Here is a 25,839-nt window from a genome sequence, read left to right as displayed (position 1 = left end):
TCTCTCTTCAACGTCAGCAAAGTCATCAGGCTACCTCACACAGGGCCGTCGGATCGATGGAAAGCGCCAGACGCTGACCGTCGGGATGCAGATCCGCCGCCGAGCGGTTGAGCACATCCACCACCAGTTCTACGCCGCGCGCCTCGACCCGATAGCGGATCACGTTGCCGAGCAGGCTGTGGCTGCGGATCTGCGCATCGAGTTCGCCATTGAGGCTCAGTTCGATGGCTTCCGGACGTATGGCGATGCGGTGGTTGATCGGCCGTTGCAACAGCTTTGAGGCACTGTCGGCGTCGAGCAGGTTGTAGTTGCCGATGAAGCCGGCGGCGAACACATCGACCGGTGCGGTGTAGAGGGTTTCGGCGTCTCCGCTTTGCACGATCTTTCCCTGGTTCATCAGGAAAATCCGGTCGGACATGGTCAGCGCTTCTTCCTGGTCGTGTGTGACGAAGATGGTGGTCAGGCCGAGTTCGCGCTGGATCTGGCGGATCTGTTCGCGCAGGTGTTTGCGGATTCGCGCATCCAGCGCCGACAGCGGTTCATCCAGCAACAACAGGCGTGGGCGGGTGACCAAGGAGCGGGCGAGGGCGACACGCTGGCATTGGCCACCGGACAACTGATGCGGATAGCGGCTGGCGAAGTCGTGCAGTTCAACCAGTTTCAACACTTCGCTGACGCGTTTGTGACTGTCGTCAGGATTCACCTTCTGCATGCGCAGACCGAAGGCAACGTTCTGCTCGACGGTCATGTTGGGGAACAGCGCGTAGCTCTGGAATACCATGCCGATCCCGCGTTTCTGCGGGCTCAGCGGCACGATGTCGACGCCATCGAGCAGGATCTTGCCGCCATCCACCGGCGTCAGCCCGGCGATACAACGCAGCAGGGTGGACTTGCCGCAACCGGACGGGCCGAGCAGGGTGACGAATTCGCCCTTGTTGATCTCGCAGTTGATGTCGCTGAACACCGTGGTGCCCGCGTAGTTTTTCTGCAGGTGTTGGACGCTGACGTAGCTCATTCGTTTTTGTCCTTGTTCAAGATGTTGGCGATCCAGGTCAGGACCAGCACGAAAAAGAAGTACGAGATCACCAGCGCACTGGTGAAGTGGCCGCTGCTGTTGCGCATGTTGTTCAGGTATACCTGCAGGGTTTCGTAGCGCGTGCCGACGAGGATGTTGGCGAACACGAATTCCCCGAACAGGAACGAGAACGACAGCAACAACGCGACCATCAGGCCTTTGCGCAGGTTCGGCAGTACCACCAGAAACGCGGCCTGAAAGGTGCTGGCGCCGAGCAGTTGCGCGGCGTCCATCAGGTCGCGCAGGTTGATCGCCTGCAGGTTGTTGGTGATCGCCCGGTACATGAACGGCAGCGCCACGGTGAAGTAGCAACCGATCAGGATCCACGGCGTACCGACCATCGCCAGCGGCCCCGAACCGTACAGTTGCAACAGGCCTACCGACGACACCACTGGCGGCACCGCGAAGGGCAGCAGGATCAGGATGTTCATCAGCGCATCGAGTTTCGGGAAGTGGTAATGCACCACGAACAGCAACGGCAGGATCAGCACCACCGACAGCACCAGCGCGCCCACGCACACCAGCAGCGACTGGCCGAAAGCATGCAGGAAGCGTGGATCGCTCCACAGCTGGAGGTACCACTTGAAGGTGAAGCCGCTGGGCAGAATGGTCGCCGACCAGCTGCTGGCGATCGAATAGATCAGCGTACCCACCAGCGGCAGCAGCAGGATCGCGAACAGCAAATAAACCACGACGCGGTGGTAGACGCCGGCCGGGCCGGATTCAGCGCGAGACATGGTAGCTCCTCTTCAGCAGCAATTGATGCACGACGGTGACGATAGTCATCAACGCCACCAGCACCACGGCCAGGGCACTGGCGAGATTCGGGTCGAGGGAAATGTCCCCGGAAACCATTGCCGCGATGCGGATCGGCAGCACGTTGAAGTTACCGGTGGTCAAGGCGTACACCGTGGCGTAGGCGCCGAGAGCGTTGGCCAGCAGGATCACAAACGTACCGAGCAGTGCCGGGGTCAGCACCGGCAGACCAATATGCCGCCAGAACTGCCAGCCGTTGGCGCCGAGCAGCGCAGCGGATTCGCGCCAGTCTTCACGCAAGGCGTCGAAGGCCGGGTAGAGCAGCAGCACGCCGAGGGGAATCTGGAAGTAGGTATAGAGGATGATCAGACCGGTTTTCGAGTACAGGTTGAAGTCCTGAATGATCCCGGCCTGCTTGAGCATGATGGTGATGCTGCCGTTGAAACCGAGCAGGATGATGAACGCGAAGGCCAGGGGCACGCCGGCGAAGTTGCTGGTCATGTTGGCGAAGGCATTCACGAAGTTGCGCAGTTTCGAGTCGACCCGGCGCAGGGAATACGCACCGAGCACGGCGATGATGATGCCGAACACACTCGACCAGAAACTGATCTCCAGGCTGTACTGAATCGCCTGCAGATAGAACTTGGAACTGAAGATCTTGCTGAAGTTGGCGAAGCCCCAGCCGAATTCTTCCGATTGCAGGCTGTTGATCATCACCCAGACCAGCGGGGCGATTTCGAACACGATAAAGAACAGGGCGAACGGCACCAGGCACAGGGCTGCCAGCCATTTGCCGCGAGTCATGGCATTCACTTGAGCAGCTCCCGGCATACAGGTTTGTCGTGGGGGGCGCCGAGCAGTTCGCAGACGGTGCCGCAGATCTCGGTTTGTTTCGGCGCGGCATCAATATTGAAGCTGAAGGCGTCACCGAGAACGAACAGCGGCACCTGGCGTTCTTCCGGCAGCAGGCCGTTGTGCGAGCGGTCGTTGTTCATGCCGTGGTCGGCGGTGACCAGCACCTGATAGCCCGCATCGAGCCAGCCTTGCAGGTAGTCGGCGAGGATGATGTCCGCCGAGCGTGCGCTGTTGCGGTATTGCGTGGAGTCGAGGCCGTGCTTGTGGCCGGCGTCGTCGATGTTCATCGGGTGAATCAGCAGAAAGTTCGGCGCATGGCGCAGGCGCAGGTTTTCCGCGTCGGCAAACAGGTGCGAATCCGGGTAGTGATCACTCCAGTAGAAGTGGCCGTGCTGGATCGGCAATGACAGGTTTTCGGTATGCCGGTCGCGGGCCACGACGAACGGCGAGCGGTTATACAGCTCGCTGACCCAGTGATAGGCCGCTGCGGCGGTTTTCAGGCCGGCGTCGCGGGCGTAGTGATAGATGCTGCGCTGGTTGGACAGACGCGCGACGTTGTTGTGGACGATGCCACTGTCGATCGGCGGCACGCCGGTGAGGATGCATTCGTAAAGCGGTCGGGACAGGGCCGGCAACTCGCACTCCAACTGATAGAGCGCGGCGCGTCCTGCGCCAACGTAAGCCTGCAGATGCCCCATGGCGTGACGCGCGACCTCGTAGTTGAGACCGTCGAGCACGACAAGGATGACGTTGTGCTTCATAGGGGCAAAAACTCCGAAAACAAAACTTGGATCGTTCAATGTAGGAACTGCCGCAGGCTGCGATCTTTTGACTCTGCCTTTTAAAAGCAAGATCAAAAGATCGCAGCCTGCGGCAGCTCCTACAGATGAAGGATTACTTCATCTCGACGATGACTTCTTCGTTCCACTTCTGCGGCAGGGCCTTGGAGGTTTTTTCCCACGCGTCGGCGTCCTTGATTGGCGTGACCTTCTTGTACTGCTCGTTTGGCAGCAGCTTGGCTTTCACGTCTTCCGGCAGTTGCAGATGTTCGGCACGGATCGGACGGGCGTTGCCGCGCGCCAGGTTGGTCTGGCCGGCGTCGCTGAAGATGTATTCGCGGGTCAGCTTGGCGGCGTTCGGGTTTTTTGCGTACTTGTTGATGATGGTGGTGTAGCCGGAAATCACCGAGCCGTCGGACGGGATCAGCACCACGTAGTCATCCGGGTTGGCCATCTTGGCCTTGTAGCTCAGACCATTGAAATCCCAGACCACGCCGACTTCGATCTCGCCTTTTTCCATGGTGGCGATGGTCGGGTTGGCCATCGACAGGCGACCTTGCTTGGCGATGTCTGCAAACAGCAGCAGGGCCGGCTGGAGGTTCTTCTCGTCGCCACCGTTGGCCAGGGCCGCGGCGAGTACGCCGTTGGCGGCTTGCGCGGCGGTGCTCACGTCACCGATGGAAACCTTGTATTTGCCGCCCTTGAGGTCAGCCCATTTGGTCGGTACTTCGGAACCGTGCAGCAGTTTCTTGTTGACGATGAAGGCGATGGTACCGGTGTAGGCCAATGCCCAGTTGCCGTCCTTGTCCTTGGCCCAGGCCGGCACCTGATCCCAAGTGCTCGGTTTGTAGGGTTGCACCACGCCCTGCTTGACCGCGATCGGGCCGAAGGCGGCGCCGACGTCGCCGATGTCGGCGGTGGCGTTGTCTTTTTCAGCGGCGAACTTGGCGATTTCCTGGGCCGAGCTCATGTCGGTGTCAATGTGTTTCAGGCCGTAGGTCTTGGCCAGGTCTTCCCAGGTGCCTTTCCAGTTGGCCCAGTCATCGGGCATGCCGACGCTGTTGACGGCGCCTTCCGCTTTCGCAGCGGCTTCGAGGGTTTTCAGATCGGTGTCGGCCGCCATGGCGGCGGTGCACATTGCAATGGTCGAGCCTAACAGTGTTGCCAGGAAAAGCTGTTTCATTCCGAAGCTCCTTGGTCGTGTTCAACGCTGCGATTGCGGTTTGTGTTGGTCTAGGTCAGCAATACCTGAGCCAATTTAAGGGGGCTGGATGACACTTTGATGTCGGCGGTCGCCCGGCAGGCCTTTTATTGGCCCGGTTTCGGCGCTTGCCCGCTAAGCGTAGACCAAGGTCAAAGCCCCGGCTGGCAAGGGACTTGGCCGAGGTATTGCAAGTCATGAGGGCGACCGTCGGGCGGGTTTGTCATCTCTCGGTCATCTGCACTGCCTAGGCTTGCAAGACATGGAAACGGCTTGCAGGCCGTACGGTTTTTGCCCCGAAACAGTGCTGGTCTAGTCCAGATAGGTAACGTTGATGCGCGATGAGGCAACAAAAGCGGTGACAGCCATCGGCCAGGTGCTGCAGGAGCAGCTCGATCACGGCCTGTTGGCGCCGGGCAGCAAGCTGCCGGCCGAGCGCAAGCTCAGTGAGTTGTTCGGCACTACGCGCATTACTGTGCGTGAAGCGTTGTTGCAGCTGGAGGCGCAGGGGCAGATTTATCGCGAGGAGCGCCGTGGCTGGTTCGTTTCGCCGCCGCGTCTGGCGTACAACCTGATGCAGCGCAGTCACTTTCACGCGATGGTCAGTGCGCAGGGCCGGGAGCCGTCGACCGAGGTGATTTCCGCGCGTCTGCAGCCGGCTTCGGCGGCGGTGTGTGCGTGGTTGCAGTTGCCGGCGTTGTCCAGCGTGATCCAGATTTGCCGGTCGCGGCGGATTGACGGGCGGCTGGTGCTGTATGTGGAGCATTATCTGAATCCGCAGTATTTTCCGGGGATTCTGGGGTTCGATTTGAATCAGTCGATGACCGAGTTGTATGCGCGGCATTACGATTTGCACTATGGGCGGGTGCGGTTCGAGATTGTGCCGACGTCGTTGGCGGTGGATGCGGCGGCGGCTTTGCGGGTTTCTGTGGGGAGTCCGGGGTTACGGATTGCTCGGGTCAATTATGATCAGCATGAGCGGTTGATTGATTGTGATCTGGAGTTTTGGCGGCATGATGCGATTCATGTGGGGGTTGATGTGGTTTGATCGTTTTGGGTGAATATCCGTTGCTGCGGTAACGGCGGCTTAGGGTTCCGCCCTTACGGCGGGTCACTTTTGACAAACGCCTCAAAAGTAACCAAAAACGCTTGCTCCTGCGTTCGGCCCGCTCGCTGGGGCTCGGGGTTCCTTCGCTCCGGGATTGTTCCGGGGGCAGCGCCTACGGTTTGCTTCGCTGCACCTCCTCTCGCTGTGTTTGGCTGCGCCAAACGGTCGCTGCGCTCCCACCCCGGATCAATCCCTCCACTCAGCCTTCCGACGTCGCCCGTGGATCAAGATCAAGAGCTGCAGCCGAGCTAACGCTCATCCTGTGTAGGAGCTGCCGAAGGCTGCGATCTTTTGATCTTGATCTTCAGCACACTAAAAGATCGCAGCCTCGTTGCACTCGTCAGCTCCTTCAGGTTAGTGGGTGTTGGTGTAGAGGTAGTCTGTTGCCAGTGAGGCCAGTGTGCGTACGCCCACCACCAGCGCCGACTCATCCACAAAGAACCCCGGATTGTGATTCGGCGCGGCCTTGCTCATGTCCTGATCCCGTGGTGTGACGCCGAGAAATACGAACAACCCCGGTACTTCCTTGGCGAAGAACGAGAAGTCTTCCGCGCCGCCCACCAGCGGCGCATTGACCACGTCATCCTTGGCTGCCCACTTCAACGTCGGCAGCATTTTTTCCGTCAGTGCCGGGTTGTTGATCGTGGGGTCGTATTTTTCGATGATGGTCACGTCGGCTTTCGCGCCGCCGCTTTCGGCGATGTTTTCGATGGTCTGGCGTACGTCGGCGTGGAGTTTCTGGCGGATGCCGTAGTCGTAGGAGCGGATGGTGCCGCTCATGTCCACGGACTCGGGAATGATGTTGTAGCGGGTGCCACCATTGATGGTGCCGATGCTGACCACCGACGGGTAAGACGAAATATCGGTGCGCCGACTGACCACGGTTTGCAGGCCGACGATGGTTTGTGCGCCGACGGTGATCGGGTCGATGCCGTCCCACGGGCGGCCGGCGTGGGTTTGTTTGCCGAGGATTTTGATGCGCAGGTCGTCGGAGCTGGCCAGGGTGGCGCCGGGGCGGTAGGCAATCTGTCCGGCGGGAACGCCGGCCCAGACGTGCAGACCGAATACGGCGTCGGGTTTGGGTGATTTCATCACGCCTTCCTGCACCATCATTTTTGCGCCCCAGGTGTTCTTGCCGTCGGGGATGAAGTCGCTCGGGCCTTCTTCGGCGGGCTGGAAGTAGAACACCACGGTGCCGGGCAGGGTGTCGTGCAGACCGGTGAGGATTTTCGCCGTGCTCAACAGGATCGCAATGTGGGCGTCGTGGCCGCAGGCGTGCATCACGTCGACTTCTTTGCCGAGGTAGGTGCCTTTGGCTTTCGAGGCGAAGGGCAGGTCGGCGACTTCCTTGACCGGCAGTGCGTCCATGTCGGCGCGCAAGGCCACGGTCGGGCCGGGCAGGGCGCCTTTGAGGATGGCGACCACGCCGGTGCGGGCGACGTTGGTTTTCACTTCCAGGCCCATGGCCTTGAGCTGTTTGGCGACCAGTTCAGAGGTGCGTGTTTCGGTGTTGCCCAGTTCCGGATGGGCGTGGATGTCGCGGCGGGTTTCCAGCAGCTCCGGTTCAAGTGCCTTGGCTTGCGCGGCGATCTGTTCGCGGGTGCTGTCCAGGGTGGCGGCGCTGGCGGTGCCGGCCAGCAGGGTGAGCAGAACAGTCTGGGCGATACGTGTCAGCTGCATCGGGTTTCTCCATGGTTATTGTTTTTCTGGCCTCCCTGCCTGTGACCCGAGTGTCTGCGCGAAGTGCTATTCCTTCGGCTGGCCACCACCGGCAGTGATGACCTGCACGCTCATGCGTGGAGTCGCCAGATCGAGCCCGGCCTCGTCCAGATGGCGTTTGAGCGACAGGTTGAACGCGCGGGAAACTTCCCATTGCTTGATTGGCGCGGTCTTGAAGCGCGCACGCAAAATTGCGCTGCCGGACTCGAAACTCTCCACGCCCTGGATCTCCAGTGGCGACCAGATGTTGCGCCGTTGCAGCGGGTCGGTGCGCATTTTCTGGCCGACTTCGCGCATCAGTTTGATCGCGTCGTCGATTTCCATGTTGTACGGCACCGCCACGCGGAAGATCGCGTAGCCGAATTCCCGTGAGTAGTTCTTGATGCTTTTGATTTCGCTGAACGGGATGGTGTGAACGATGCCGTCGATATCGCGCAGGCGCACGGTGCGGATGGTCAGGCCTTCGACAGTGCCCAGATGCCCGCCGACATCGACGTAGTCATCAATGGCCAGCGAGTCTTCGATGATGATGAACAGGCCGGTGATCAAATCCGCCACCAGCGATTGCGCACCGAAACCGATGGCCAGGCCGATCACACCGGCACCGGCCAGCAGTGGCGTGACGTTCATGCCCATGTTCGCCAGGGCGACGATCAGCGCAATGATGAAAATCGCCACGAACAGCACGTTGCGGATCAGCGGCATCATCGTCTGCGCGCGGGCATTCGCCAGGCCTTTGCGCGAGCGGGTGAGGGCGTGATGCACGGCGGTGTCGGCGAGGATCCAGACCAGCCAGGAGAAAATCAGCGTGCCGATCAGGCTGAACAGTTTGACGCTGACGTCGTGGCCTTCGCCCTCGGCAAAGCCGATCAGCGATTTGCCCCATACGCGCAGGCCGAGCTCGATGAAGATCAGCCACACCAGCAGGTGGGCGAGGGTGTAGAAGAAGCTTTTCAGGCGCTCGGAGTACAAGGCATGGCGCTTCGGCCCGCGTTGCGGTTTGAGTGAGTGCCGGCGCACCAGACCGTTGATCACCATGCACATCACCAGCAGCACCGTGCAGATCAGTGACTGGCGCAGGGCGGTGCTGGTGTCGCCGGCGGAGACGAAGGTGGCGAACAGCGAAATCCCGACCAGCACCAGCGCCGGCACGTACCAGAAGGTGCCGAGGATATCGATGGTGTCGCTGAGGGCGCGGCGGGTCAGGCGACGGGACAATGGCTGGTTGCGGATCAGATGGGCGATTGGCCGGCGGAAACGCAGGATGAACAGCCCGGTGAACAGCGCCGCGAGGACATTGGTGACGGTCGCGGTGGTGTGCGCCAAATGCACGCCGAGGCTTTCCACCAGGCGCGGGTCGTTGAGCGCTTCACCGAACGCGGCGAAGCTGCCGATCAGCCATAACGGACGGAACGCCTGATGCCGCAGGATGTACAGCGCCCGGTGCCGGTGCGGGCCGTCGAGCAGCGAGAAGGCGATCACGCAGATCGCCGAGAAACAGGTGCCGACCACCAGCGCATACGCCAGCACCATCGCCAGGCTCTTGCCCAATGACGACGGCAGCGCGTAGCTCATGTAAACGGTGATGACCAACGCGATCAGCCATGGCCCGAGCTTGCGCAGGGCGAAGCGCAGCATGTCGAGGGCCTTGGGGTGCTGCGGCAGTTCTTCGGTCAGGCCGAAGCGCATGCGCACCCGGTGACCGAGCCAGATCAGCGCGGCGGCGAGCAGGCTCCAGACCATCAGGATCACCGCGAAGCCGAAGATGATCGGCAGCCACTCGCTGGCTGGCAACATCAGGTTATCGAGTTCGTCCTTGGCCAGATCGAACTCGTCGGACCAGCGGGTCAGCGGACTGTCGTCGCCGGAGAACTGCTTCTCGAAACTGGCCAGCGTGCCGCCAATCAGGCCCAGCACGCCTTCTTCCGGTGAAACCTGGGCTTTCTTGGTGGCGTCGCGCAGCTTTTTCAGATCGCTCAGCAACTGTGCGCGTTGCTTGTCGTTTTCCAGCGACTTGATGACTTCATCCAGCGACTGGCCCAACGGTTCCTGCGCCTCGGGCTGCGCCTTGGTGGAGTTGAGCAGTCCCGGCAAGCCGACCGCGTGGGCAGGGGCCAGCGGCAGCAGCGTCATCAGGCAGACAAGGAACAGGCAGGGCAGAGCAAACAGACGAGCGAACACTAGGCGGTCAACCTCGCAAAGGGGCGAATTGAGCGAGTGTACGAGGCAGTCAGAATCAATGCGAGCCGGGCGCGGATTTATTCGTTGAGTTTGGCGAGGATCTTGTAGACCACGGTCGCCAGGATCATCAGCATGCCGATCCACATGGCGAAGACGCCGGCGTTCTTGTCGCGGAAGTTGAAGCCGATGGCCAGCAGGATCATCCCGCTCAGGATCGGGACGAGCATGGCGTGGAACGAAGACATCGAGATCATGGAGACTGCCTTGTCGAAGGGGATGATGTAAGTCTAGGTCGGTTTCATTGAAGCTGTATTGATCTGTGTAGGAGCTGCCGCAGGCTGCGATCTTTTGATCTTGCTTTTGAACTGCAAAAAACAAGATCAAAAGATCGCAGCCTGCGGCAGCCCCTGCAGGGATTTGTGATCATCCCGAGAGATGATCGTTTAGCGATTACGGCAATTCACGGGAGGCGTAGAACGCGCTCAGCACTTTGACCAGGTGTGCCAGGTCATGGCTGCCGCACAGTTCGCGGATCGAGTGCATGGCGAAGGTCGGCAGGCCGATATCGACGGTGCGCACGCCCAGGTGGCTGGCGGTGATCGGGCCGATAGTCGAACCGCAACCCATGTCGCTGCGTACCACGAAGCTCTGCACCGGCACTTCTTCGGCCATGCACAGGTGGCGGAAAAATCCGGCGGTTTCGCTGTTGGTGGCGTAGCGCTGGTTGCTGTTGACCTTGATCACCGGGCCGGCGTTGAGTTTCGGGCCGTGGTTGGCGTCGTGCTTCTCGGCGTAGTTGGGGTGTACGCCGTGGGCGTTGTCGGCCGAGACCAGCAGCGATTTCTGAATGGTGCGCACGAACTCGTCGCCTTCCGGCAGCAGGCGGCGCAGGGTCTGTTCGAGCATCGGGCCATCGGCGCCGCACGCCGAGCAGGAGCCGACTTCTTCGTGATCGTTGCACACCAGCACGCAGGTTTCTTCGGTGTCGGCGCTGAGCAGGGCTTGCAGGCCGGCGTAGCAGGACAGCAAGTTGTCCAGGCGCGCGCCGGCGATGAAGTCGCCATGCAGGCCGATGATCGCCGCGCTTTGGGTGTCGTAGAAACTCAGCTCATAATCCAGCACCACGTCGGCGTTCAGGCCGTGTTCGCGAGCCAGTTGATCGGTCAGTACCGCACGGAAGTCGACGCGCTCGTCACCGGCGAACTGCGCGAGTATCGGCGGCAGCTCGGTCTGTGCGTTGATCGCCCAGCCTTGGTTGGCTTCACGGTTGAGGTGAATCGCCAGGTTGGGAATGATGGCGATCGGTGCCTTGAAGTCGATCAACTGGCTTTCGACCTTGCCGTCGCGACGGAAGGTGACGCGGCCGGCCAGCGACAGGTCGCGGTCGAACCACGGCGCCAGCAGCGCGCCGCCGTACACTTCAACGCCCAGTTGCCAGAAGCCCTGACGTTGCAGTTCCGGTTGCGGCTTGACCCGCAGGCACGGGCTGTCGGTGTGGGCGCCGACCAGGCGGATACCGCCGTGCAGCGGCGAGTTGCGGCCCATTTTGATCGCGACGATCGAGGAGTCGTTACGGGTGACGTAATAGCGGCCGTTGGCCTCGGTGGTCCATGGCTCGCGCTCATCGAGGCGCACGTAACCGGCGGCCTCCAGACGCTGAACAAGGCTGGCGGTGGCGTGGAACGGGGTAGGGGAGGCCTTGAGGAAGTCGATCAGGCCTTGGTTCAACTCTTCGCGCATAAGAAGCTCCAGACAGCAATGGGCGCGAGTTTAACGCATCGGCCGGGGAATTGAATCCGGACAGGATCCCTGTGGGAGCGAGCCTGTTCGCGAAAGCGCTATGACATTCAACATTGATGCTGACTGATCAATTGCTTTCGCGAGCAGGCTCGCTCCCACATGGGCTCGGTGGTGCTTGTCAGAACGGTGCCGGGCATTCGAAGCGCAGACGTTCGCCGGTTTGCGGGTGGGTGAAGCTGAGCATGCTGGCGTGCAGGCACAGGCGCGGCCAGGCGGCGAGGGCCTGTTCGTGGGCGTAGAGCCCGTCGCCCAGCAACGGGTGCCCGATGGACAGCATGTGCACGCGCAACTGGTGCGAGCGCCCGGTGATTGGCGTCAGTTCGACGCGGCACCAGTCGCCGCAACGTTCCAGTACGCGCCAGAAGGTCAGTGCGTGTTTGCCGAATTCGTGGTCGACCACGTGGCGCGGTTTGGTCGGTGGGTCGTAGCGCAGCGGCAAATCGATGCTGCCGCTGTCCAGTTCCGGCTGACCCCAGGCCAGGGCGGTGTAGGCCTTTTCGGTTTCGCGGTCGTGAAACTGTCGCGACAGTTCGCGGTGGGTGTCGGCGTCACGGGCCAGCAGAATGATGCCGGAGGTTTCCCAGTCCAGGCGATGGACGATACGCGCCTCCGGGTAGCCGTTTTCCTGCAGGCGGGTGATCAGGCAGTCCTTGTTGTCGTCGGCGCGACCGGGCACCGAGAGCAGCAAGGTCGGCTTGTCGACCACCAGTACAGCGGCGTCCTGATGGATGATGCGGATGTTGGACAACGGCATTAAAACAGCCTCGTAACAAATGCCAACGGCGGCTCAGACTGTTGATAACCCTGTAGGCGCAGCCTTCGGCAGCGCCTACAGGGTTATCAACAGCCCGAGCCGCCGTAGCGACTGCCGGATCGACTCAGCGATCAGGCAGGGTGATGTTGAGTTCCAGAATCGAGCAACTGCCCTGGCTTTCCAGTGCAACATGTACGTCGTCGTTGCCGATGTTGACGTACTTGCGGATCACGTCGACCAGTTCCTTCTGCAAGGCTGGCAGGTAATCCGGCGTGCTGCGCTGGCCGCGCTCATGCGCCACGATGATCTGTAGACGCTCTTTCGCTACCGAGGCGGTACTTGGCTTTTTGTTGGCACGAAAGAAGTCAAAAAGGTTCATTACCTACCTCCAAACAGGCGCTCGAAGAATCCCTTCTTCGTAACATCGAGGAAACGATGTTCTTTTTCTTTGCCCAGCAGACGATCAACGGCATCGCTGTAGGCCTGACCGGCATCGCTCTGGTCGTCGAGAATCACCGGGACACCCGAGTTGGAAGCCTTCAGGACTGCCTGCGACTCAGGGATGACGCCCAGCAGGGTCACGGCCAGGATTTCCTTCACGTCTTCGACGCCCAGCATTTCGCCATCGCTGACACGCTGCGGGTTGTAACGGGTCAGCAGGAGGTGTTCCTTGATCGGCTCTTCGCCGAGTTCGGCACGCCGCGATTTGCTGGCCAGCAGGCCGAGCATGCGGTCCGAGTCACGTACCGAGGACACTTCCGGGTTGGTCACGATGATCGCTTCATCGGCGAAGTACATCGCCAGGTGTGCGCCTTTCTCGATGCCTGCCGGGGAGTCGCAGACCACGAAGTCGAAGTCTTCCTTCAACTGCATCAGGACTTTTTCCACGCCTTCCTGGGTCAGCGCGTCTTTGTCGCGGGTCTGGCTGGCGGCCAGTACGTAGAGGTTTTCCAGGCGCTTGTCTTTGATCAGGGCCTGCTGCAGGTTGGCTTCGCCGTTGACCACGTTGACGAAGTCGTACACCACGCGACGCTCGCAACCCATGATCAGGTCGAGGTTACGCAGGCCCACGTCGAAGTCGACGATCACTGTTTTGTGGCCGCGCAGAGCGAGGCCGGTACCGATAGCGGCGCTGGTGGTGGTCTTACCCACACCACCCTTGCCGGATGTAACCACGAGAATCTTGGCCAAGGTGTTTCACCCCTAAGGAAGAAGGACTGTTTAGCCCCTGAAAAACATCTCTTGAAAACTACTGCAGTCGGACAGCCTTGGCTGGAATTCGGTGCAAGTCGCACTTGCCGGGGGCAAACGCTCCTTGATCCTTTTTCCTACTTCGTTTGAGCCGTTTTCGCTACGTTTTAGAGATGCTTGGAAAATGCGGCAGTATCCGTTAAAGCCGAATGATGTTCAACACGTCGGCCGACAGGCTGACCTGTACACCGGAGCCCCACAGTGGATCGCGGCGCAAATCTTCGGAAACCTTGTAATGCCCGGCGATGGAGATCAGTTCAGCGCTCAATTGCTGACAGAAAATCCGCGCCTTGGTGTCGCCTTTGACGCCGGCCAAGGCGCGACCGCGCATCGGGCCGTATACATGGATGTTGCCATCGGCCAGAAGTTCCGCCCCCGGACTGACCGACGACACCACGACCAGATCGCCACCCTGGGCGTATATCTGTTGGCCACCACGTACTGGCGTGGTGATGACGCGGGTCGGTTTGACCGTCGGCTCCGGCGGCTTTTCCGGCTTCTTTTTGACTTCCGGTTCCGGGGCTTCCAGCGGCCGCTCACGGGCACCGGACGGCGGCAGCACCGGGATGTCGATGGCGATGGCGGCGGCGATGTCTTCGATACGGCTGGCGCGGATCGCCAAGGTGCGCAGACCATGCTGGCGGCACACGCGCATCAGACCGGGCAGATCGACCGCGCCTTCGCCGGGCGGCAGTTTGTCCAGCGCCAGGACCAGCGGCGCATTGCTGAAGAAATTCGGTGCCTGGGCGACTTTGGCGGCCAATTGCCGATCAAGGCTGTCGAGGTCGTTGCGGGACAGTTCCAGCACCGTAATGGCCAGCATGCTGCCCTTCAACTGGAACACGGGATCTCGGTCTGGCGATTCGTTTTGGCTCATATCGGCATACAACGGCTTGTCACTAAAAGTGCCGAGACTTATAACGAGAACGCCCGCGAGCCGCAAGCCGGGTCGAACGATGTAGAATGCGCGGCCACTGAATTTACGGAAGCTTTAATGGATCGCCCGCGTTTTCGAAGAGCCTATCTTTCTCCCCGCTTCTGGCCGCTCTGGTGCGGTCTGGGGCTGTTGTGGCTGGTCGTGCAGTTGCCCTATGCGGTGTTACTGACGATCGGTCGTGTGCTGGGCGCAGTGATGTATCGCGTGGCCGGCGACCGGCGGCGCATCGCCAAACGCAATCTGGAGCTGTGCTTCCCGGAAAAATCCGCCGCCGAGCGCAAGCGTCTGCTCAAGGAAAACTTCGCCTCCACCGGCATCGCGTTTTTTGAAATGGCGATGAGCTGGTGGTGGTCCCGTGAGCGTCTGGCCAAACTGGCTCACGTCGAAGGCCTGGAGCATTTGCAAAAGGCTCAGCGCGAAGGCAAAGGCGTGATCCTCATGGCCGCGCACTTCACTACCCTGGAAATCGGTGCGGCACTGCTCGGCCAGCAGCACACCATCGACGGCATGTACCGCGAGCACAAGAACCCGTTGTTCGACTTCGTCCAGCGTCGCGGCCGCGAGCGGCACAACCTCGATTCGCTGGCGGTGGAGCGTGACGACGTGCGCGGCATGCTCAAGCTGCTGCGTTCGGGCAGGGCGATCTGGTACGCGCCGGATCAGGACTATGGCGCCAAGCAGAGTATCTTTGTGCCGCTGTTCGGCATTCAGGCAGCGACCGTGACCGCGACCACCAAATTCGCCCGGTTGGGTAAAGCGCTGGTGGTGCCGTTCACTCAGGAGCGTCTGGCCGACGGCAGCGGTTACAAGCTGGTGATTCATCCGCCGCTGGAAGACTTTCCGGGTGAAACTGAAGAGGCCGACTGCATCCGCATCAACCAGTGGGTGGAAAGCGCCTTGCGCGCCTGCCCTGAGCAATACTTGTGGGCGCATCGCCGCTTCAAGAGCCGTCCACCGGGCGAGCCGAAGCTTTACCCGAAACGGCGCGGCTGATTCACTCACCCTTTCAAGCACCACGGAGCGTTGCGATGAGCCCAGCTGAACCGGTTACAGGTTTGATTCTTTCCGGCGGCGGGGCTCGGGCGGCATATCAGGTGGGGGTGCTGGCGGCGATTGCCGAATTGCTGCCGCTGGGCGCGGACAATCCGTTTCCGGTGATCGTCGGCACCTCGGCCGGGGCGATCAATGCGGTCAGCCTGGCCAGTGGCGCCACTGATTTTCGCGCGGCCATCGAACGCCTCACGCTGTTCTGGCAAGGTTTTCGCAGCCATCGGGTGCTGCGCAGCGACTGGCCGGGGGTGATCCGTCAGGCCAGCCGCTTTGTCAGTCACAGCCTGCTGGGTATGGGGCGACACCTGCCGGTGGCGCTGCTCAACAGTTCGCCGCTGCGCGACCTGCTCAATGAAAAACTGCACATGCCCGGCATCGCCGAATCCATCGCCCGCAAGCAGTTGCATGCGGTGGCGGTAACCGCGTTCGGCTACGAGTCGGGGCAGGCGGTGACCTTTTATCAGGGCGGCGGCACGATCGATGCGTGGTTGCGCCATCGACGGATCGGCGTGCCGGCGCAATTGTCGGTGGACCATTTGCTGGCCAGTTCGGCGATCCCGTTGCTGTTTGCCCCGGTGAAAATCGGTGAGGAATATTTCGGCGACGGCGCAGTCCGCCAATCGGCACCGATCAGCCCGGCGCTGCACCTAGGCGCGAGTCGGGTGCTGGTGGTGGGGGTGAGCGGCAACCCGCGCGGTTTTGATCCGCAGCAGCCGTTGGAACGCGCCTACACCGGTCAGCAACCCACCCTGGCGCAGATCGGCGGGCACATGCTCAACAGCACGTTCATTGACAGTCTGGAAAGCGACATCGAGTTGCTCCAGCGTCTGAACCAGTTCAGTCGACTGATGCCCGATGGCGTGCCGACTCGCGAACTGGGGGTAGCGCCAGTGGACGTGCTGGTGATTGCGCCGAGTCAGCCGATCGACGAGATCGCCGCGCGGCATCGCCAGGAGTTACCGGCGGCGTTGCGTCTGTTCCTGCGCGGCCCGGGGGCGACCAAGACCAGTGGGGCAGGGGTGCTGAGTTATCTGCTGTTCGAGGCGGGATATTGCAGCGAGCTGATCGACCTGGGACGGCGCGATGCGTTGGCCAAGCGCGAGGAGTTGTGCCGGTTTCTGGGGATCACCGAGTCGGTGGTTCCGGCCTGAGATTTGCGGTACGGCGAATCGCTGGCAAGCCAGCTCCCACAGGTTTTTGGATGGGTACAAAAAAGTGAACGACACATAACCTTGTGGGAGCTGGCTTGCCAGCGCAGGCGTCCTTGCAGACGCCAGCGATACCAGGATCAGAAGTGGAACTTCACCAGGAAGCTGGTCACGTTCTGATTGGTGGTGAAGCCACGGGTGTCGTCGATCCCGTACTTGTCTTTCCAGTAGTCGTATTCAACACCGACGTACAGTTGCTTCTCGCCGAAATGCAGCGCCTTGCCCAGGTCGTATTTGACCTGCGGGTTGAAGTGCAGGTTGGCGTGGTATTCGCCTTTGCTGTTGACGTCGTTGTCGACCACCCAGTCCATGTAACCGTCGATCAGCACGTTCGAGCTGCCGACCGGGATGGTGTAGGACCAGACCGGGGTGATCTGCCAGACGTTGTCACCCGGACGCGAGCCGTCGGTGTGGCGCTGGTAGAAGTTCAGCTGGAAGTAGTCGAAACCCGGGATCGCCAGGTCGAAGCCAGGACCGATCAGGTACGACTCGACGTCGCCTTCACCGAACTCGTAAGTCATCGCCAGCAGCACGTCTTTGATCGGACCGAACTCGAGCTTCTGGTCGAGGACTTTGCCCAGCGAGATGCGCGGCTGGAACTCACCGTAATAGGTGTTGTTGCCGACGCCGCCGTCTGGTTTGCCGTTGTAGAAGATCTTGTCGATGAACAGGAAGTTATCCCCGTACTTCCAGGCATCGGCGTGCTCGAAGGTGACGGTCTGCTGGATCGCCGGGTTGACCTTGAAGTCTTTGCCGTAGAGATAGGTCAGGCTGTTGTTCTGCCATTGCAGCAGGCCATCGGCCATGGCCTGGCCGCCGGCCAGCATCGATCCCGCGAGCATCAGGCTGGTGCACATACGTTTCATTCGGTTGCTCCCAAAGTAGGTGTTCCACGTTTATTTTTTTAAGATCGGCGCTCTGGTGTGGCGCCTTTTTTCGTTGCTGCAAAAGTCATCCGATCGGTCAGCTTCGCTGGTGATAGCAAGAGCTGGGCCAACGCTTTCGAAAAGCAAAAAAACGCCCGTTCGGCTGCTGAAAAACAGTCGATTGCGCGTGTTTTCGGGATGCCTCGGTACTGGCCGGGGCCGGGATAAGTTGGCCTGTCGGTCAGGAATTAAATCCGGGCTTTTTTTTAGACCGAATTCAAGAGGCCGCGGAGAATACTGACTCCTCGGCCAGCTCTCAAGTGCCCCGCAACAGAGCACCGACGACAGGTATGGGGCACGGTTGCGGGCCATCTCAGAAGTGCACCTTCACCAGCAGGCTGGCGGTGTTCTGGTTGGTGTCGAGGTTGTGACTGCTTTCGACGCCATATTTGTTCTTCCAGTAGCTGTATTCGGTGCCGACGTACAGCTGCTTCTGGCTCCAGCCCAAGGCTTTGCCGAGGTCGTATTTGATCTGCGGATTGATGTGCAGGTTGGCGTGGTAAGTGCCGCGCGAGTTCTGATCGTTGTCGACCACCCAGTCCAGATAGCCGTCGATCAGCAGGTCGGAGTTGCCCAGCGGCACGCTGTACGACCAGCCCGGGGTGATCTGCCAGACGCCGTCGCCGGGGCGCGGGCCTTCGGTCTGGCGGCGGAAAATGTTCAGGGTCACGTAGTTGAAGCCGGGCACTTTCAGGTCGAAGCCGGGGCCGATCAGGTAGGCTTCGCTGTCGCCTTCGCCGTACTCGTAGGTCATCGCCAGTAGCACGTCCTTGATCGGGCCGAATTCGATTCTCCGGTCGAAGATCTTGCCGAACGAGAAGCGTGGGGTGAATTCGCCGTAGAAGGTGTGCGGGCCTTTGTTGCGGTCTTCCTGGCCGTTGTAGAAGATCTTGTCGACAAACAGGAAGTTGTCGCCGTACTTCCACTTGTCGGCGTGCTCGAACGTCACCGTCTGCTGGATCGACGGGTTGATCGCGAAGTTCTTGCCGTACAGGTAGCTCAGGCTGTTGGTCTGCCACAGCAGTAAATCGCCGGCCATGGCCTGACTCGCGGCCAGCAGGCCGCCACTCAACAGAACGTTGGTTTGCGTGCGAATCATCGGTTGCTCCCTCTTGTTTTTATTGTTGAGGCAGGGTGTTGCACGTCCCCTGTGGGTGCGAGCCTGCTCGCGAAGAGGGCGTGTCAGTCGCCATCACTGTTGAATGACACAACGCTTTCGCGAGCAGGCTCGCTCCCACAAGGTTTTGTGGTGACTTGGTTAATGCTGATGTGCGTGGCAGTCGTTGATCGCGGCGCGTTCGGCGCCGCCGAGGATGTTGAACAGCAGGTTCAGGGTCAGTGCGCTGAGCGTGGCCATGGCGATACCGCTGTGAGTGATCGGGCTCATCCACAGCGGCAGATGCGCGAAGAACTCCGGACGCACCACCGGGATCAGGCCCATGCCGATGCTCACTGCCACCAGCAACTGGTTGCGACGGTCACCGATGTCGGCTTCCTGAAGAATCTTGATCCCGGTGGCAGCGACCATGCCGAACATCGCAATCGCCGCGCCACCCAGCACTGCCGGTGGAATAGACGCGACGAGGAACGCCGCTTTCGGCAGCAGGCTCAGCACGATCAGCAGGCCACCGGCGACGATGGTCACCGAGCGGCAGCGCACGCCAGTCATCTGCACCAGGCCGATGTTCTGTGCGAACGAGGAGTGGGTAAAGGTGTTGAAGAAACCGGCGACGAACGAGGCGCCGGCATCGCACAGCAGGCCGCGACGCAGCATGCGTGGGCAGACTTCCTGACCGGTGATCTTGCCCAGCGCGAGGAACATCCCGGTGGACTCGACGAAGATGATCACCACCACCAGACACATCGACAGGATCGGCGCCAATTCGAATTTCGGCATGCCGAAGTGCAGCGGGGTGACGAACTGAACCCATGGCGCGTTGGCCATGCCGCTCAGGTCGACCATGCCGATGGCGCCGCAGAGCACGTAGCCCAGGCACATGCCGATCAGCACGGAAATATTGACCCAGAAACCGCGCATGAAGCGGTGGATCAGCAAAATGGTCGCCAGCACCAGCGCGGCGATGGCCAGATAAATCGGTGAACCGAATTGCGCCGCGGCGGCTCCGCCACCGGCCCAATTCACGGCCACGGGGAACAGCGACAGACCGATCGAAGTGATGACCGTGCCAGTCACCAGCGGCGGGAAGAAACGCACGACTTTGGACATGAACGGCGCGATCAGCATGCCGAAGAAACCGGCGGCGATGGTCGCACCGAAGATCCCTTGCAGACCGATACCGGGCATGCCGGCCATGGCGACCATACTGCCGACCGCCGCGAAACTGGCGCCCATCATCACCGGCATGCGGATGCCCATCGGGCCGATCCCGAGCGACTGGACGATGGTGGCGATACCGGCGACCAGCAGGTCGGCGTTGATCAGGAAGGCGATTTCTTCACGACTCAGGCCAGCGGCCTGTCCGATGATCAACGGCACCGCGATGGCACCGCCGTACATCAGCAGAACATGTTGCAAACCGACCAGGATCAGTTGCAAAAGGGGCAAACGCTGAATGGCGGGTGCGTCGGGGATGCGCGCTTTGGACAGCTCGGACATGCAACACCTCGGATCTTTTTTATTCTTGTGATTAACAGCTGTCGGGTTGCTCACAGCTGTTTCTTTGCATCAGGTCTGTGGCGAGGGAGCTTGCTCCCGCTGGACTGCGTAGCAGTCCCTGCTCTTCAGGCAAAGAGAGGGGCCGCTTCGCGACCCAGCGGGAGCAAGCTCCCTCGCCACAATTTGTGTTGCTTAGTTGGTCTGGGCTCCCTGCGCGATCCATGCACCGATCAGGTCACGTTCCTGCTGGGTCATCTGTGTGATGTTGCCCAGTGGCATGATCTGCGTGGTGATGGCTTGCGCCTGGATCCGCGCCGCGTTCTGACGGATCTGCTCGGGGGTGTCGAACATCACACCGGCCGGTGCCGCGCTGAACAACGGGCTGGTCGGTTTGGCCGAGTGGCAAACCGCGCAGCGTTCCTGGATCACGTTGTGCACCTTGTCGAAGGCCGGACCGGCGTTGGACGCTTGCGCCGGTGCCGCAGCCGGGGCTGCTGCTGGCGCCGCAGGTGCCGCCGCTTCAGCCGGTTTCGCGCCACCGCCCAGTGCCGTTTCCGGCAGCGGTTGGTACTCGATTTTCGCGGGTGCCTTGGCCACGTCCGGTGCGGTCGGCATCGGCGCCGGGCCGGTGACGTACGCCAGGGTGATCATGCCCACCGCTGCCACGGGCAGGGTCCAGGCAAACTTGTGGCTGTCGTGACGGGTGTTGAAATAGTGACGTACCAACACCGCCAACACCGCGATCCCGGCCAGGATCAACCAGTTGTACTGGCTGCCATAAGTGCTCGGGAAGTGGTTGCTGATCATGATGAACAGCACCGGCAGGGTGAAGTAGTTGTTGTGACGCGAACGCAGCAGGCCTTTGGCGGGCAGCGCCGGGTCCGGCGTGCGGTTCTCGGCAATCGCCGCCACCAGTGCACGCTGCGCCGGCATGATGATGCGGAACACGTTGCCGACCATGATGGTGCCGATGATCGCGCCGACGTGCAGGTACGCTCCACGACCGCTGAACACTTTGCTGAAGCCATACGCCGCGCCGATGATCAGCACGAACAGGATGAAGCCGAGCAGGGCCGGTTTCTTGCCAAGGGCCGAATCGCAAAGGAAGTCGTAGATGAACCAGCCGGCGATCAGCGAACCGATGCCGATGGCCACGCCTTCAGGGCCGGTCAGGCCGCTGCCGGGTGCCACGAGGTAGAGCACGGGGTTGGAGTAGAACACCACGCACAGCAGCGCGATCCCCGACATCCAGGTGAAGTAGGCTTCCCATTTGAACCAGTGCAGGTTCTCCGGCATCGACGGTGGGGCCAGTTTGTATTTTTCCAGGTGATAGATACCGCCGCCGTGGATCGCCCACAGATCGCCGGCCAGACCGGTTTTCGGGTTGACGCGGTTGAGGTTGTTCTCCAGCCAGACGAAGTAGAACGACGCGCCGATCCAGGCCACGCCAGTGATCATGTGAACCCAGCGCACGCTCAGGTTCAGCCATTCCAACAGATGTGCTTCCACAGTCTTTACCTCTCGCCTGTCACTCTTGTTGTCGAGTGATCAGACCTTCTCTTATTGGTGGGGGGCGAGGATCAACCGCTCATCCTCTTTGAAAAAATGCTCATCGCAGTTATTGCCTGTGCCACTGCGATCAACCACCAGGAAGTCATCCCGCTTTTCGATCGTCAGCACCGGGTGGTGCCAGACGCCGCGATGGTAATTGATGCCCTGCCTGCCGTTGGTGACGAAGGCGCGGACCAAGCCTGATACAGGTACATCGCCAAGTGGCGCGACCACGATCAGAAAGGGGTTGCCGAGCAGCGGAATGAAAGCCTGGCTGCCCAGCGGATGGCGTTCCAGCATGCTCACGGTCAACGGCATGTCCTGCGCGTCGGCGCGGAAGATGCTGATGATCGCGTTGTCCTCAGGCGTAGCGGTTTCGACCGTCGCCAGTTTGTGGAAGCGCATGGTCGAACCGTTATTGATCATGAAGTGGTCGCTGCCGTCGGTTTCGATCACGTCACCGAAGGGGGCGAAGGCTTCTTTGGTCAGCGGTTCAATCTGTAGTGTGCGCATGCTGTTCTTATCCGAATTCTGTGTTGTTCAACTTGTCAGTGCGTCTTGCGCGATCCCTGTAGGAGCTGGCGAAGCCTGCGATCTTTTGACTTTGTTTTTTAAGATCAAGATCAAGATCAAGAGATCGCAGCCTGCGGCAGCTCCTACAGGCTCAGCATTACTTCGCGACCTTGCCCAAAACGCGCAGGCGACTCACACCACCATCCGGGAACACGTTCAGACGGATGTGGGTGATCGGGCCCAGTGCCTTGATCTGCTCGACGAAGGTGTGCTCGGCGTGCATTTCCAGTTTCTGGCTCGGCAGCAGTTCGCGCCAGAACAGGGACTGGGTTTCGATCTGGCTGTCGGTGCCGCCCTTGACGAACGCGCCCTGGATCGAGCAGGTGTCCGGGTAGTTGCCCTTGAAATGCAGGGTGTCGACGATGATTTTTTCGATCTCGCCCGGGTGGCCCAGCGCGACGATCACCCAGTCATTGCCTGGCGTGCGACGACGTGCGGTTTCCCAGCCGTCGCCCATGTTGATGCCACGGCCCGGGTTGAGGATGTTGCTCATGCGGCCGAAGTGTTCGTCGGAGCAGGCGAGGGCGCGGCCACCGTTGAGGGCTGCTGCCAGGTCGACTTGCTCGTTGTCGCCAACTGCGGACCAGTCGCGGAACGGAATGCCGTACACGCGCAGACGGGCGACACCGCCGTCCGGGTAGATGTTAAAGCGCAGGTGGCTGAACGCTTTGTCGTTGCTGATTTCATGGTAGTGGTGGCTGTTGCCCTGCAGCTCGACGGCCGACAGCACTTCAGTCCACTGGGTGTTTTCGTCCGGCTCGCCGGAGGCCAGGAAGCACGCTTCCAGCGAGGCCGATGGCGGGAAGTTGCCGGTGAAGAATGAAGTGTCGATGTCCACGCCTTTGATCGAACCTGGTACGCCCAGGCGGATTACCGCGCTGTCGTAGCCTTCGAAGCGCTTGCGGCGCGATTCCCAGCCATCCATCCACTTGCCGTTGTCGTCGAACACACCCTCCTTCCACACGGCCGGGGTCGGCTGAAACAGACGATTGGCGTCTGCGAACCAGTCATCGGTGACCGAGATGATTTTGGTGCCCAGACGGGCATCGGCCAGGTTGACGAACTTCTCGAAAGGTACGGCGTAAGCTTTCATTCTTCTTGTCTGCCTTTAATAAGTTGGCTGGGGATGCTTGCAAGGCCCTGGGTGCTCTCCGCGTTTGACGCACTCGGGCCAGGCTTCGCTAGAGAGTCAGTAAACGGAACAGGGCGATCTTGTTGATCTCCGCCAGCGCGCATTTGAATTCGGTGTCGACCGAGTTGTGAATGCGCGTTTCGAACGCCGCGAGGATCTGATGCCGGTTGCTGCCTTTTACCGCCATGATGAAGGGAAACTTGAACTTGGCCTTGTAGGCGTCGTTCAGCTCGGTGAAGCGCTGGAACTCTTCGGCCGTGCATTGGTGAATACCGGCGCCAGCCTGTTCATTGGTGCTGGCTTCGGTCAGTTGGCCCTGGACGGCGGCTTTGCCGGCCAGGTCCGGGTGAGCGTTGATCAGCGCAAGCTGGCTGGCGTGATCGGCGCTCAACAGGATGTCGCTCATGCGCTGGTGCAGGGTTTCGATCTCGTCGATCGAAGCGTCCGCGCCCAGGTCGTAGGCCTTCTCGGCCACCCATGGCGAATGTTCGTAGATGTCGGCGAAAGCGTTGACGAAAGCGTCGCGGCTCAGGGTCGACGGTTGCAGGGTTTGAAAGCGGCTCATTTTGTGGCCCCTTGATACGGATGGGTTTCGTGCCAGTGGCGCGCAATATCGACGCGACGGCTGAACCACACCTGTTCATGACTTTTGGCGTATTCGATGAAGCGCTTGAGCGACGCCAGACGCGCCGGACGACCGATCAGGCGGCAGTGCAGACCGATCGAAAGCATCTTCGGCGCTTCGGCGCCCTCGGCGTAGAGCACGTCGAACGCGTCTTTGAGGTATTCGAAGAAATCGTCGCCCTTGTTGAAACCCTGCACCTGGGTGAAGCGCATGTCGTTGGTGTCGAGGGTGTACGGGATCACCAGGTGCGGCTTGCCGGTCGGGTTGTTCGGTTCCCAGTAGGGCAGGTCGTCGTCGTAGGTGTCGCAGTCGTAAAGGAAACCGCCTTCTTCCATCACCAGGCGCCGGGTGTTCGGGCCGGTGCGGCCGGTGTACCAGCCCAGTGGGCGTTCGCCGGTGAGTTCGGTGAGGATGCGGATCGCTTCGAGCATGTGCTCGCGCTCCTGCGCCTCATCCATGTACTGGTAGTCGATCCAGCGGTAGCCGTGGCTGCAGATCTCGTGGCCGGCTTCGACCATCGCGCGGATCACATCCGGGTGGCGCTGGGCGGCCATGGCCACGGCGAAAATGGTCAGCGGAATGTCGAATTCCTTGAACAGTTTCAGGATCCGCCAGACGCCGGCACGGCTGCCATACTCGTAAAGCGATTCCATGCTCATGTTGCGCGCGCCTTGCAGCGGCTGGGCAGCAACCATTTCCGAGAGGAAGGCTTCGGATTCTTTGTCGCCATGCAGGATGTTGCGCTCGCCGCCTTCTTCGTAGTTGAGCACGAAGGACAGCGCGATGCGCGCGTTGCCCGGCCAGTGTGGGTGAGGAGGGTTACTGCCGTAACCGATCAGGTCGCGTGGGTAGTCAGCGCTCACTGCAGTCTTCCTTCTTATTCGTTGACAGGTTTGTGTAACGGCCTGCGCAGGCTGGCGTCACAGCGATGGGCTGATTGTATACAACTTTATTCGCAATTTGTAAGCCTGAATTTTTGCATTTTTCACCGACTGTCATCTTTTGCTGCTAATGGCGTGAGCCTGCAAGAAACCTGCCTGATCAGTCAGCTAATGGCTGTGAGGTTCAATACTCTGGCGCTTGAGGGGCAGATCAAGGTGAAACACCCGAATGGCGGGGGTGGTGCGAAAAATGTCGTTTTTATTGTGTACAATTTTTTTGAAAAGTGTCTTAATCAGTCGCTCGCCGCAGCTTTTCGTGCTCCGAATCGGTGCGGTCTCCTTTTACCTGACTTCGGGAGGCGCGAAGTCTGACTGCTCTTTGCGGCCAGGCGCGCAGAATCAATGGGACGTTTGACAACACACGTTTTGGACGCTGCACACGGTTGCCCGGGCAGTTCGATCAAGGTCGAGCTGTACCGCGTTGAAGGTTCGCATCTGGAATTGGTCGCCAGTGCCGTTACCAACAGCGATGGCCGGGTCGATGCGCCGCTGCTGCAAGGCGATGACTACCGCACCGGGGTCTATCAGGTGCAGTTCCACGCCGGCGATTACTACCGCGCCCGTGGCGTGCAACTGCCGGAACCGGCGTTCCTCGACGTGGTGGTGCTGCGTTTCGGCATCTCTGCCGAACAGGATCACTACCACGTGCCACTGCTGATCTCGCCTTACAGCTATTCCACCTACCGGGGCAGCTGACCCCCAAGCAGCTGCCCCCACCGGGAAGCGACTGCGCATATAGCTTCTTTGGTCTTTCGCCCGCTCACACTGCGGGCTTTTTTTTGTCTGCCTTAAAGTCAAAA

General features: G+C 60.6%; 25 protein-coding genes. 4 read left to right on the top strand and 21 right to left on the bottom strand.

The window, feature by feature from the left end; all coding sequences use genetic code 11:
* Positions 1-25 precede the first annotated feature (25 nt).
* From L6D63_RS20765 to L6D63_RS20745, 5 genes are all read right to left on the bottom strand, one after another.
* Entirely contained in the window at positions 26-1,015 is a 990-nt protein-coding gene (locus L6D63_RS20765) for an ABC transporter ATP-binding protein (protein ID WP_047292927.1), read from the bottom strand.
* A complete protein-coding gene (locus L6D63_RS20760; protein WP_047292928.1) occupies positions 1,012-1,812 on the bottom strand; it encodes an ABC transporter permease in 801 nt (266 codons plus the stop codon). The genes L6D63_RS20765 and L6D63_RS20760 overlap by 4 nt, the downstream gene beginning before the upstream one ends.
* The gene (locus tag L6D63_RS20755) at positions 1,799-2,635 is read right to left on the bottom strand and encodes an ABC transporter permease (protein WP_163005303.1); all 837 of its coding nucleotides are present in this window, start codon (positions 2,633-2,635) and stop codon (positions 1,799-1,801) included. Before L6D63_RS20755 ends, L6D63_RS20760 begins: the two co-directional genes overlap by 14 nt.
* Positions 2,636-2,640: 5 nt before the next feature.
* Complete coding sequence (locus L6D63_RS20750; RefSeq protein ID WP_041071912.1) at positions 2,641-3,447, bottom strand: alkaline phosphatase family protein; 807 nt, start codon at positions 3,445-3,447, stop codon at positions 2,641-2,643.
* A gap of 133 nt (positions 3,448-3,580) precedes the next feature.
* Positions 3,581-4,648, bottom strand: a complete 1,068-nt coding sequence (locus L6D63_RS20745; RefSeq protein WP_041071914.1) for an ABC transporter substrate-binding protein — start codon at positions 4,646-4,648, stop codon at positions 3,581-3,583.
* A gap of 352 nt (positions 4,649-5,000) precedes the next feature.
* Here L6D63_RS20745 and L6D63_RS20740 point away from each other — a divergent pair, with 352 nt between their 5' ends.
* Entirely contained in the window at positions 5,001-5,714 is a 714-nt protein-coding gene (locus L6D63_RS20740; protein ID WP_131670030.1) for a UTRA domain-containing protein, read from the top strand.
* A 414-nt stretch (positions 5,715-6,128) separates the two neighbouring features.
* Here L6D63_RS20740 and L6D63_RS20735 read toward each other — a convergent pair whose 3' ends face one another.
* The 8 genes from L6D63_RS20735 to minC all read right to left on the bottom strand — a co-directional run bounded on the left by L6D63_RS20735 (position 6,129) and on the right by minC (position 14,356).
* Complete coding sequence (locus L6D63_RS20735; RefSeq protein ID WP_131670031.1) at positions 6,129-7,454, bottom strand: amidohydrolase; 1,326 nt, start codon at positions 7,452-7,454, stop codon at positions 6,129-6,131.
* Positions 7,455-7,520: 66 nt separating this feature from the next.
* The gene (locus L6D63_RS20730) at positions 7,521-9,674 is read right to left on the bottom strand and encodes a mechanosensitive ion channel family protein (RefSeq protein WP_131670032.1); all 2,154 of its coding nucleotides are present in this window, start codon (positions 9,672-9,674) and stop codon (positions 7,521-7,523) included.
* Between the two features lie 77 nt (positions 9,675-9,751).
* On the bottom strand, positions 9,752-9,928 hold the full coding sequence (locus L6D63_RS20725) for a hypothetical protein (protein ID WP_177327380.1): 177 nt from the start codon (positions 9,926-9,928) through the stop codon (positions 9,752-9,754).
* A 196-nt stretch (positions 9,929-10,124) separates the two neighbouring features.
* Positions 10,125-11,414: a M18 family aminopeptidase gene (locus L6D63_RS20720; RefSeq protein ID WP_131670033.1), complete on the bottom strand. Its 1,290-nt coding sequence runs from the start codon at positions 11,412-11,414 to the stop codon at positions 10,125-10,127.
* Between the two features lie 178 nt (positions 11,415-11,592).
* Positions 11,593-12,228: an RluA family pseudouridine synthase gene (locus tag L6D63_RS20715; protein WP_007960625.1), complete on the bottom strand. Its 636-nt coding sequence runs from the start codon at positions 12,226-12,228 to the stop codon at positions 11,593-11,595.
* A gap of 124 nt (positions 12,229-12,352) precedes the next feature.
* Positions 12,353-12,607, bottom strand: a complete 255-nt coding sequence (gene minE, locus L6D63_RS20710) for a cell division topological specificity factor MinE (RefSeq protein WP_003223146.1) — start codon at positions 12,605-12,607, stop codon at positions 12,353-12,355.
* Entirely contained in the window at positions 12,607-13,419 is an 813-nt protein-coding gene (gene minD, locus L6D63_RS20705) for a septum site-determining protein MinD (RefSeq protein ID WP_007960626.1), read from the bottom strand. Before minD ends, minE begins: the two co-directional genes overlap by 1 nt.
* A 199-nt stretch (positions 13,420-13,618) precedes the next feature.
* Complete coding sequence (gene minC, locus L6D63_RS20700; RefSeq protein ID WP_027613349.1) at positions 13,619-14,356, bottom strand: septum site-determining protein MinC; 738 nt, start codon at positions 14,354-14,356, stop codon at positions 13,619-13,621.
* A 117-nt stretch (positions 14,357-14,473) separates the two neighbouring features.
* On the opposite strand from minC, the gene L6D63_RS20695 reads away from it, so the two are divergent.
* Both L6D63_RS20695 and L6D63_RS20690 read left to right on the top strand, forming a co-directional pair.
* Complete coding sequence (locus tag L6D63_RS20695) at positions 14,474-15,409, top strand: lipid A biosynthesis lauroyl acyltransferase (RefSeq protein WP_047292940.1); 936 nt, start codon at positions 14,474-14,476, stop codon at positions 15,407-15,409.
* Positions 15,410-15,444: 35 nt separating this feature from the next.
* Complete coding sequence (locus L6D63_RS20690; RefSeq protein WP_047292941.1) at positions 15,445-16,617, top strand: patatin-like phospholipase family protein; 1,173 nt, start codon at positions 15,445-15,447, stop codon at positions 16,615-16,617.
* 137 nt (positions 16,618-16,754) lie between these two features.
* Here the strand turns inward: L6D63_RS20690 and L6D63_RS20685 are convergent, their stop codons facing one another.
* From L6D63_RS20685 to puuE, 8 genes are all read right to left on the bottom strand, one after another.
* Positions 16,755-17,540 (bottom strand): outer membrane protein OmpK, encoded by a 786-nt coding sequence (locus L6D63_RS20685; protein WP_041068818.1) that lies wholly within the window; start codon positions 17,538-17,540, stop codon positions 16,755-16,757.
* Between the two features lie 373 nt (positions 17,541-17,913).
* The gene (locus tag L6D63_RS20680; protein WP_047292942.1) at positions 17,914-18,699 is read right to left on the bottom strand and encodes an outer membrane protein OmpK; all 786 of its coding nucleotides are present in this window, start codon (positions 18,697-18,699) and stop codon (positions 17,914-17,916) included.
* A gap of 159 nt (positions 18,700-18,858) precedes the next feature.
* Entirely contained in the window at positions 18,859-20,217 is a 1,359-nt protein-coding gene (locus L6D63_RS20675; protein ID WP_047292943.1) for a nucleobase:cation symporter-2 family protein, read from the bottom strand.
* Positions 20,218-20,409: 192 nt separating this feature from the next.
* The gene (locus L6D63_RS20670; protein WP_041068826.1) at positions 20,410-21,726 is read right to left on the bottom strand and encodes a urate hydroxylase PuuD; all 1,317 of its coding nucleotides are present in this window, start codon (positions 21,724-21,726) and stop codon (positions 20,410-20,412) included.
* 51 nt (positions 21,727-21,777) lie between these two features.
* Positions 21,778-22,281 carry an ureidoglycolate lyase gene (locus L6D63_RS20665; RefSeq protein ID WP_041068829.1) on the bottom strand — a complete coding sequence of 168 codons (504 nt, stop codon included), beginning with the start codon at positions 22,279-22,281 and terminating at the stop codon, positions 21,778-21,780.
* Positions 22,282-22,438: 157 nt separating this feature from the next.
* Entirely contained in the window at positions 22,439-23,434 is a 996-nt protein-coding gene (gene alc, locus L6D63_RS20660) for an allantoicase (protein WP_007960036.1), read from the bottom strand.
* Between the two features lie 88 nt (positions 23,435-23,522).
* Positions 23,523-24,038, bottom strand: coding sequence for a 2-oxo-4-hydroxy-4-carboxy-5-ureidoimidazoline decarboxylase (gene uraD / locus L6D63_RS20655; protein WP_047292945.1), 516 nt, complete (start codon positions 24,036-24,038; stop codon positions 23,523-23,525).
* The gene (gene puuE, locus L6D63_RS20650; RefSeq protein ID WP_047292947.1) at positions 24,035-24,961 is read right to left on the bottom strand and encodes an allantoinase PuuE; all 927 of its coding nucleotides are present in this window, start codon (positions 24,959-24,961) and stop codon (positions 24,035-24,037) included. Before puuE ends, uraD begins: the two co-directional genes overlap by 4 nt.
* A 420-nt stretch (positions 24,962-25,381) precedes the next feature.
* Between puuE and uraH the strand changes: the two genes are divergently transcribed.
* Positions 25,382-25,735, top strand: a complete 354-nt coding sequence (uraH, locus tag L6D63_RS20645) for a hydroxyisourate hydrolase (protein ID WP_007913983.1) — start codon at positions 25,382-25,384, stop codon at positions 25,733-25,735.
* Positions 25,736-25,839: the final 104 nt, after the last annotated feature.

This window comes from Pseudomonas parakoreensis, assembly GCF_021602155.1.
GTDB classification, from domain to species: Bacteria; Pseudomonadota; Gammaproteobacteria; order Pseudomonadales; family Pseudomonadaceae; genus Aquipseudomonas; species Aquipseudomonas parakoreensis.
The sequence above is the reverse complement of the archived record's forward strand: the minus strand, read 5'-3'. Positions and strand labels throughout refer to the sequence as shown.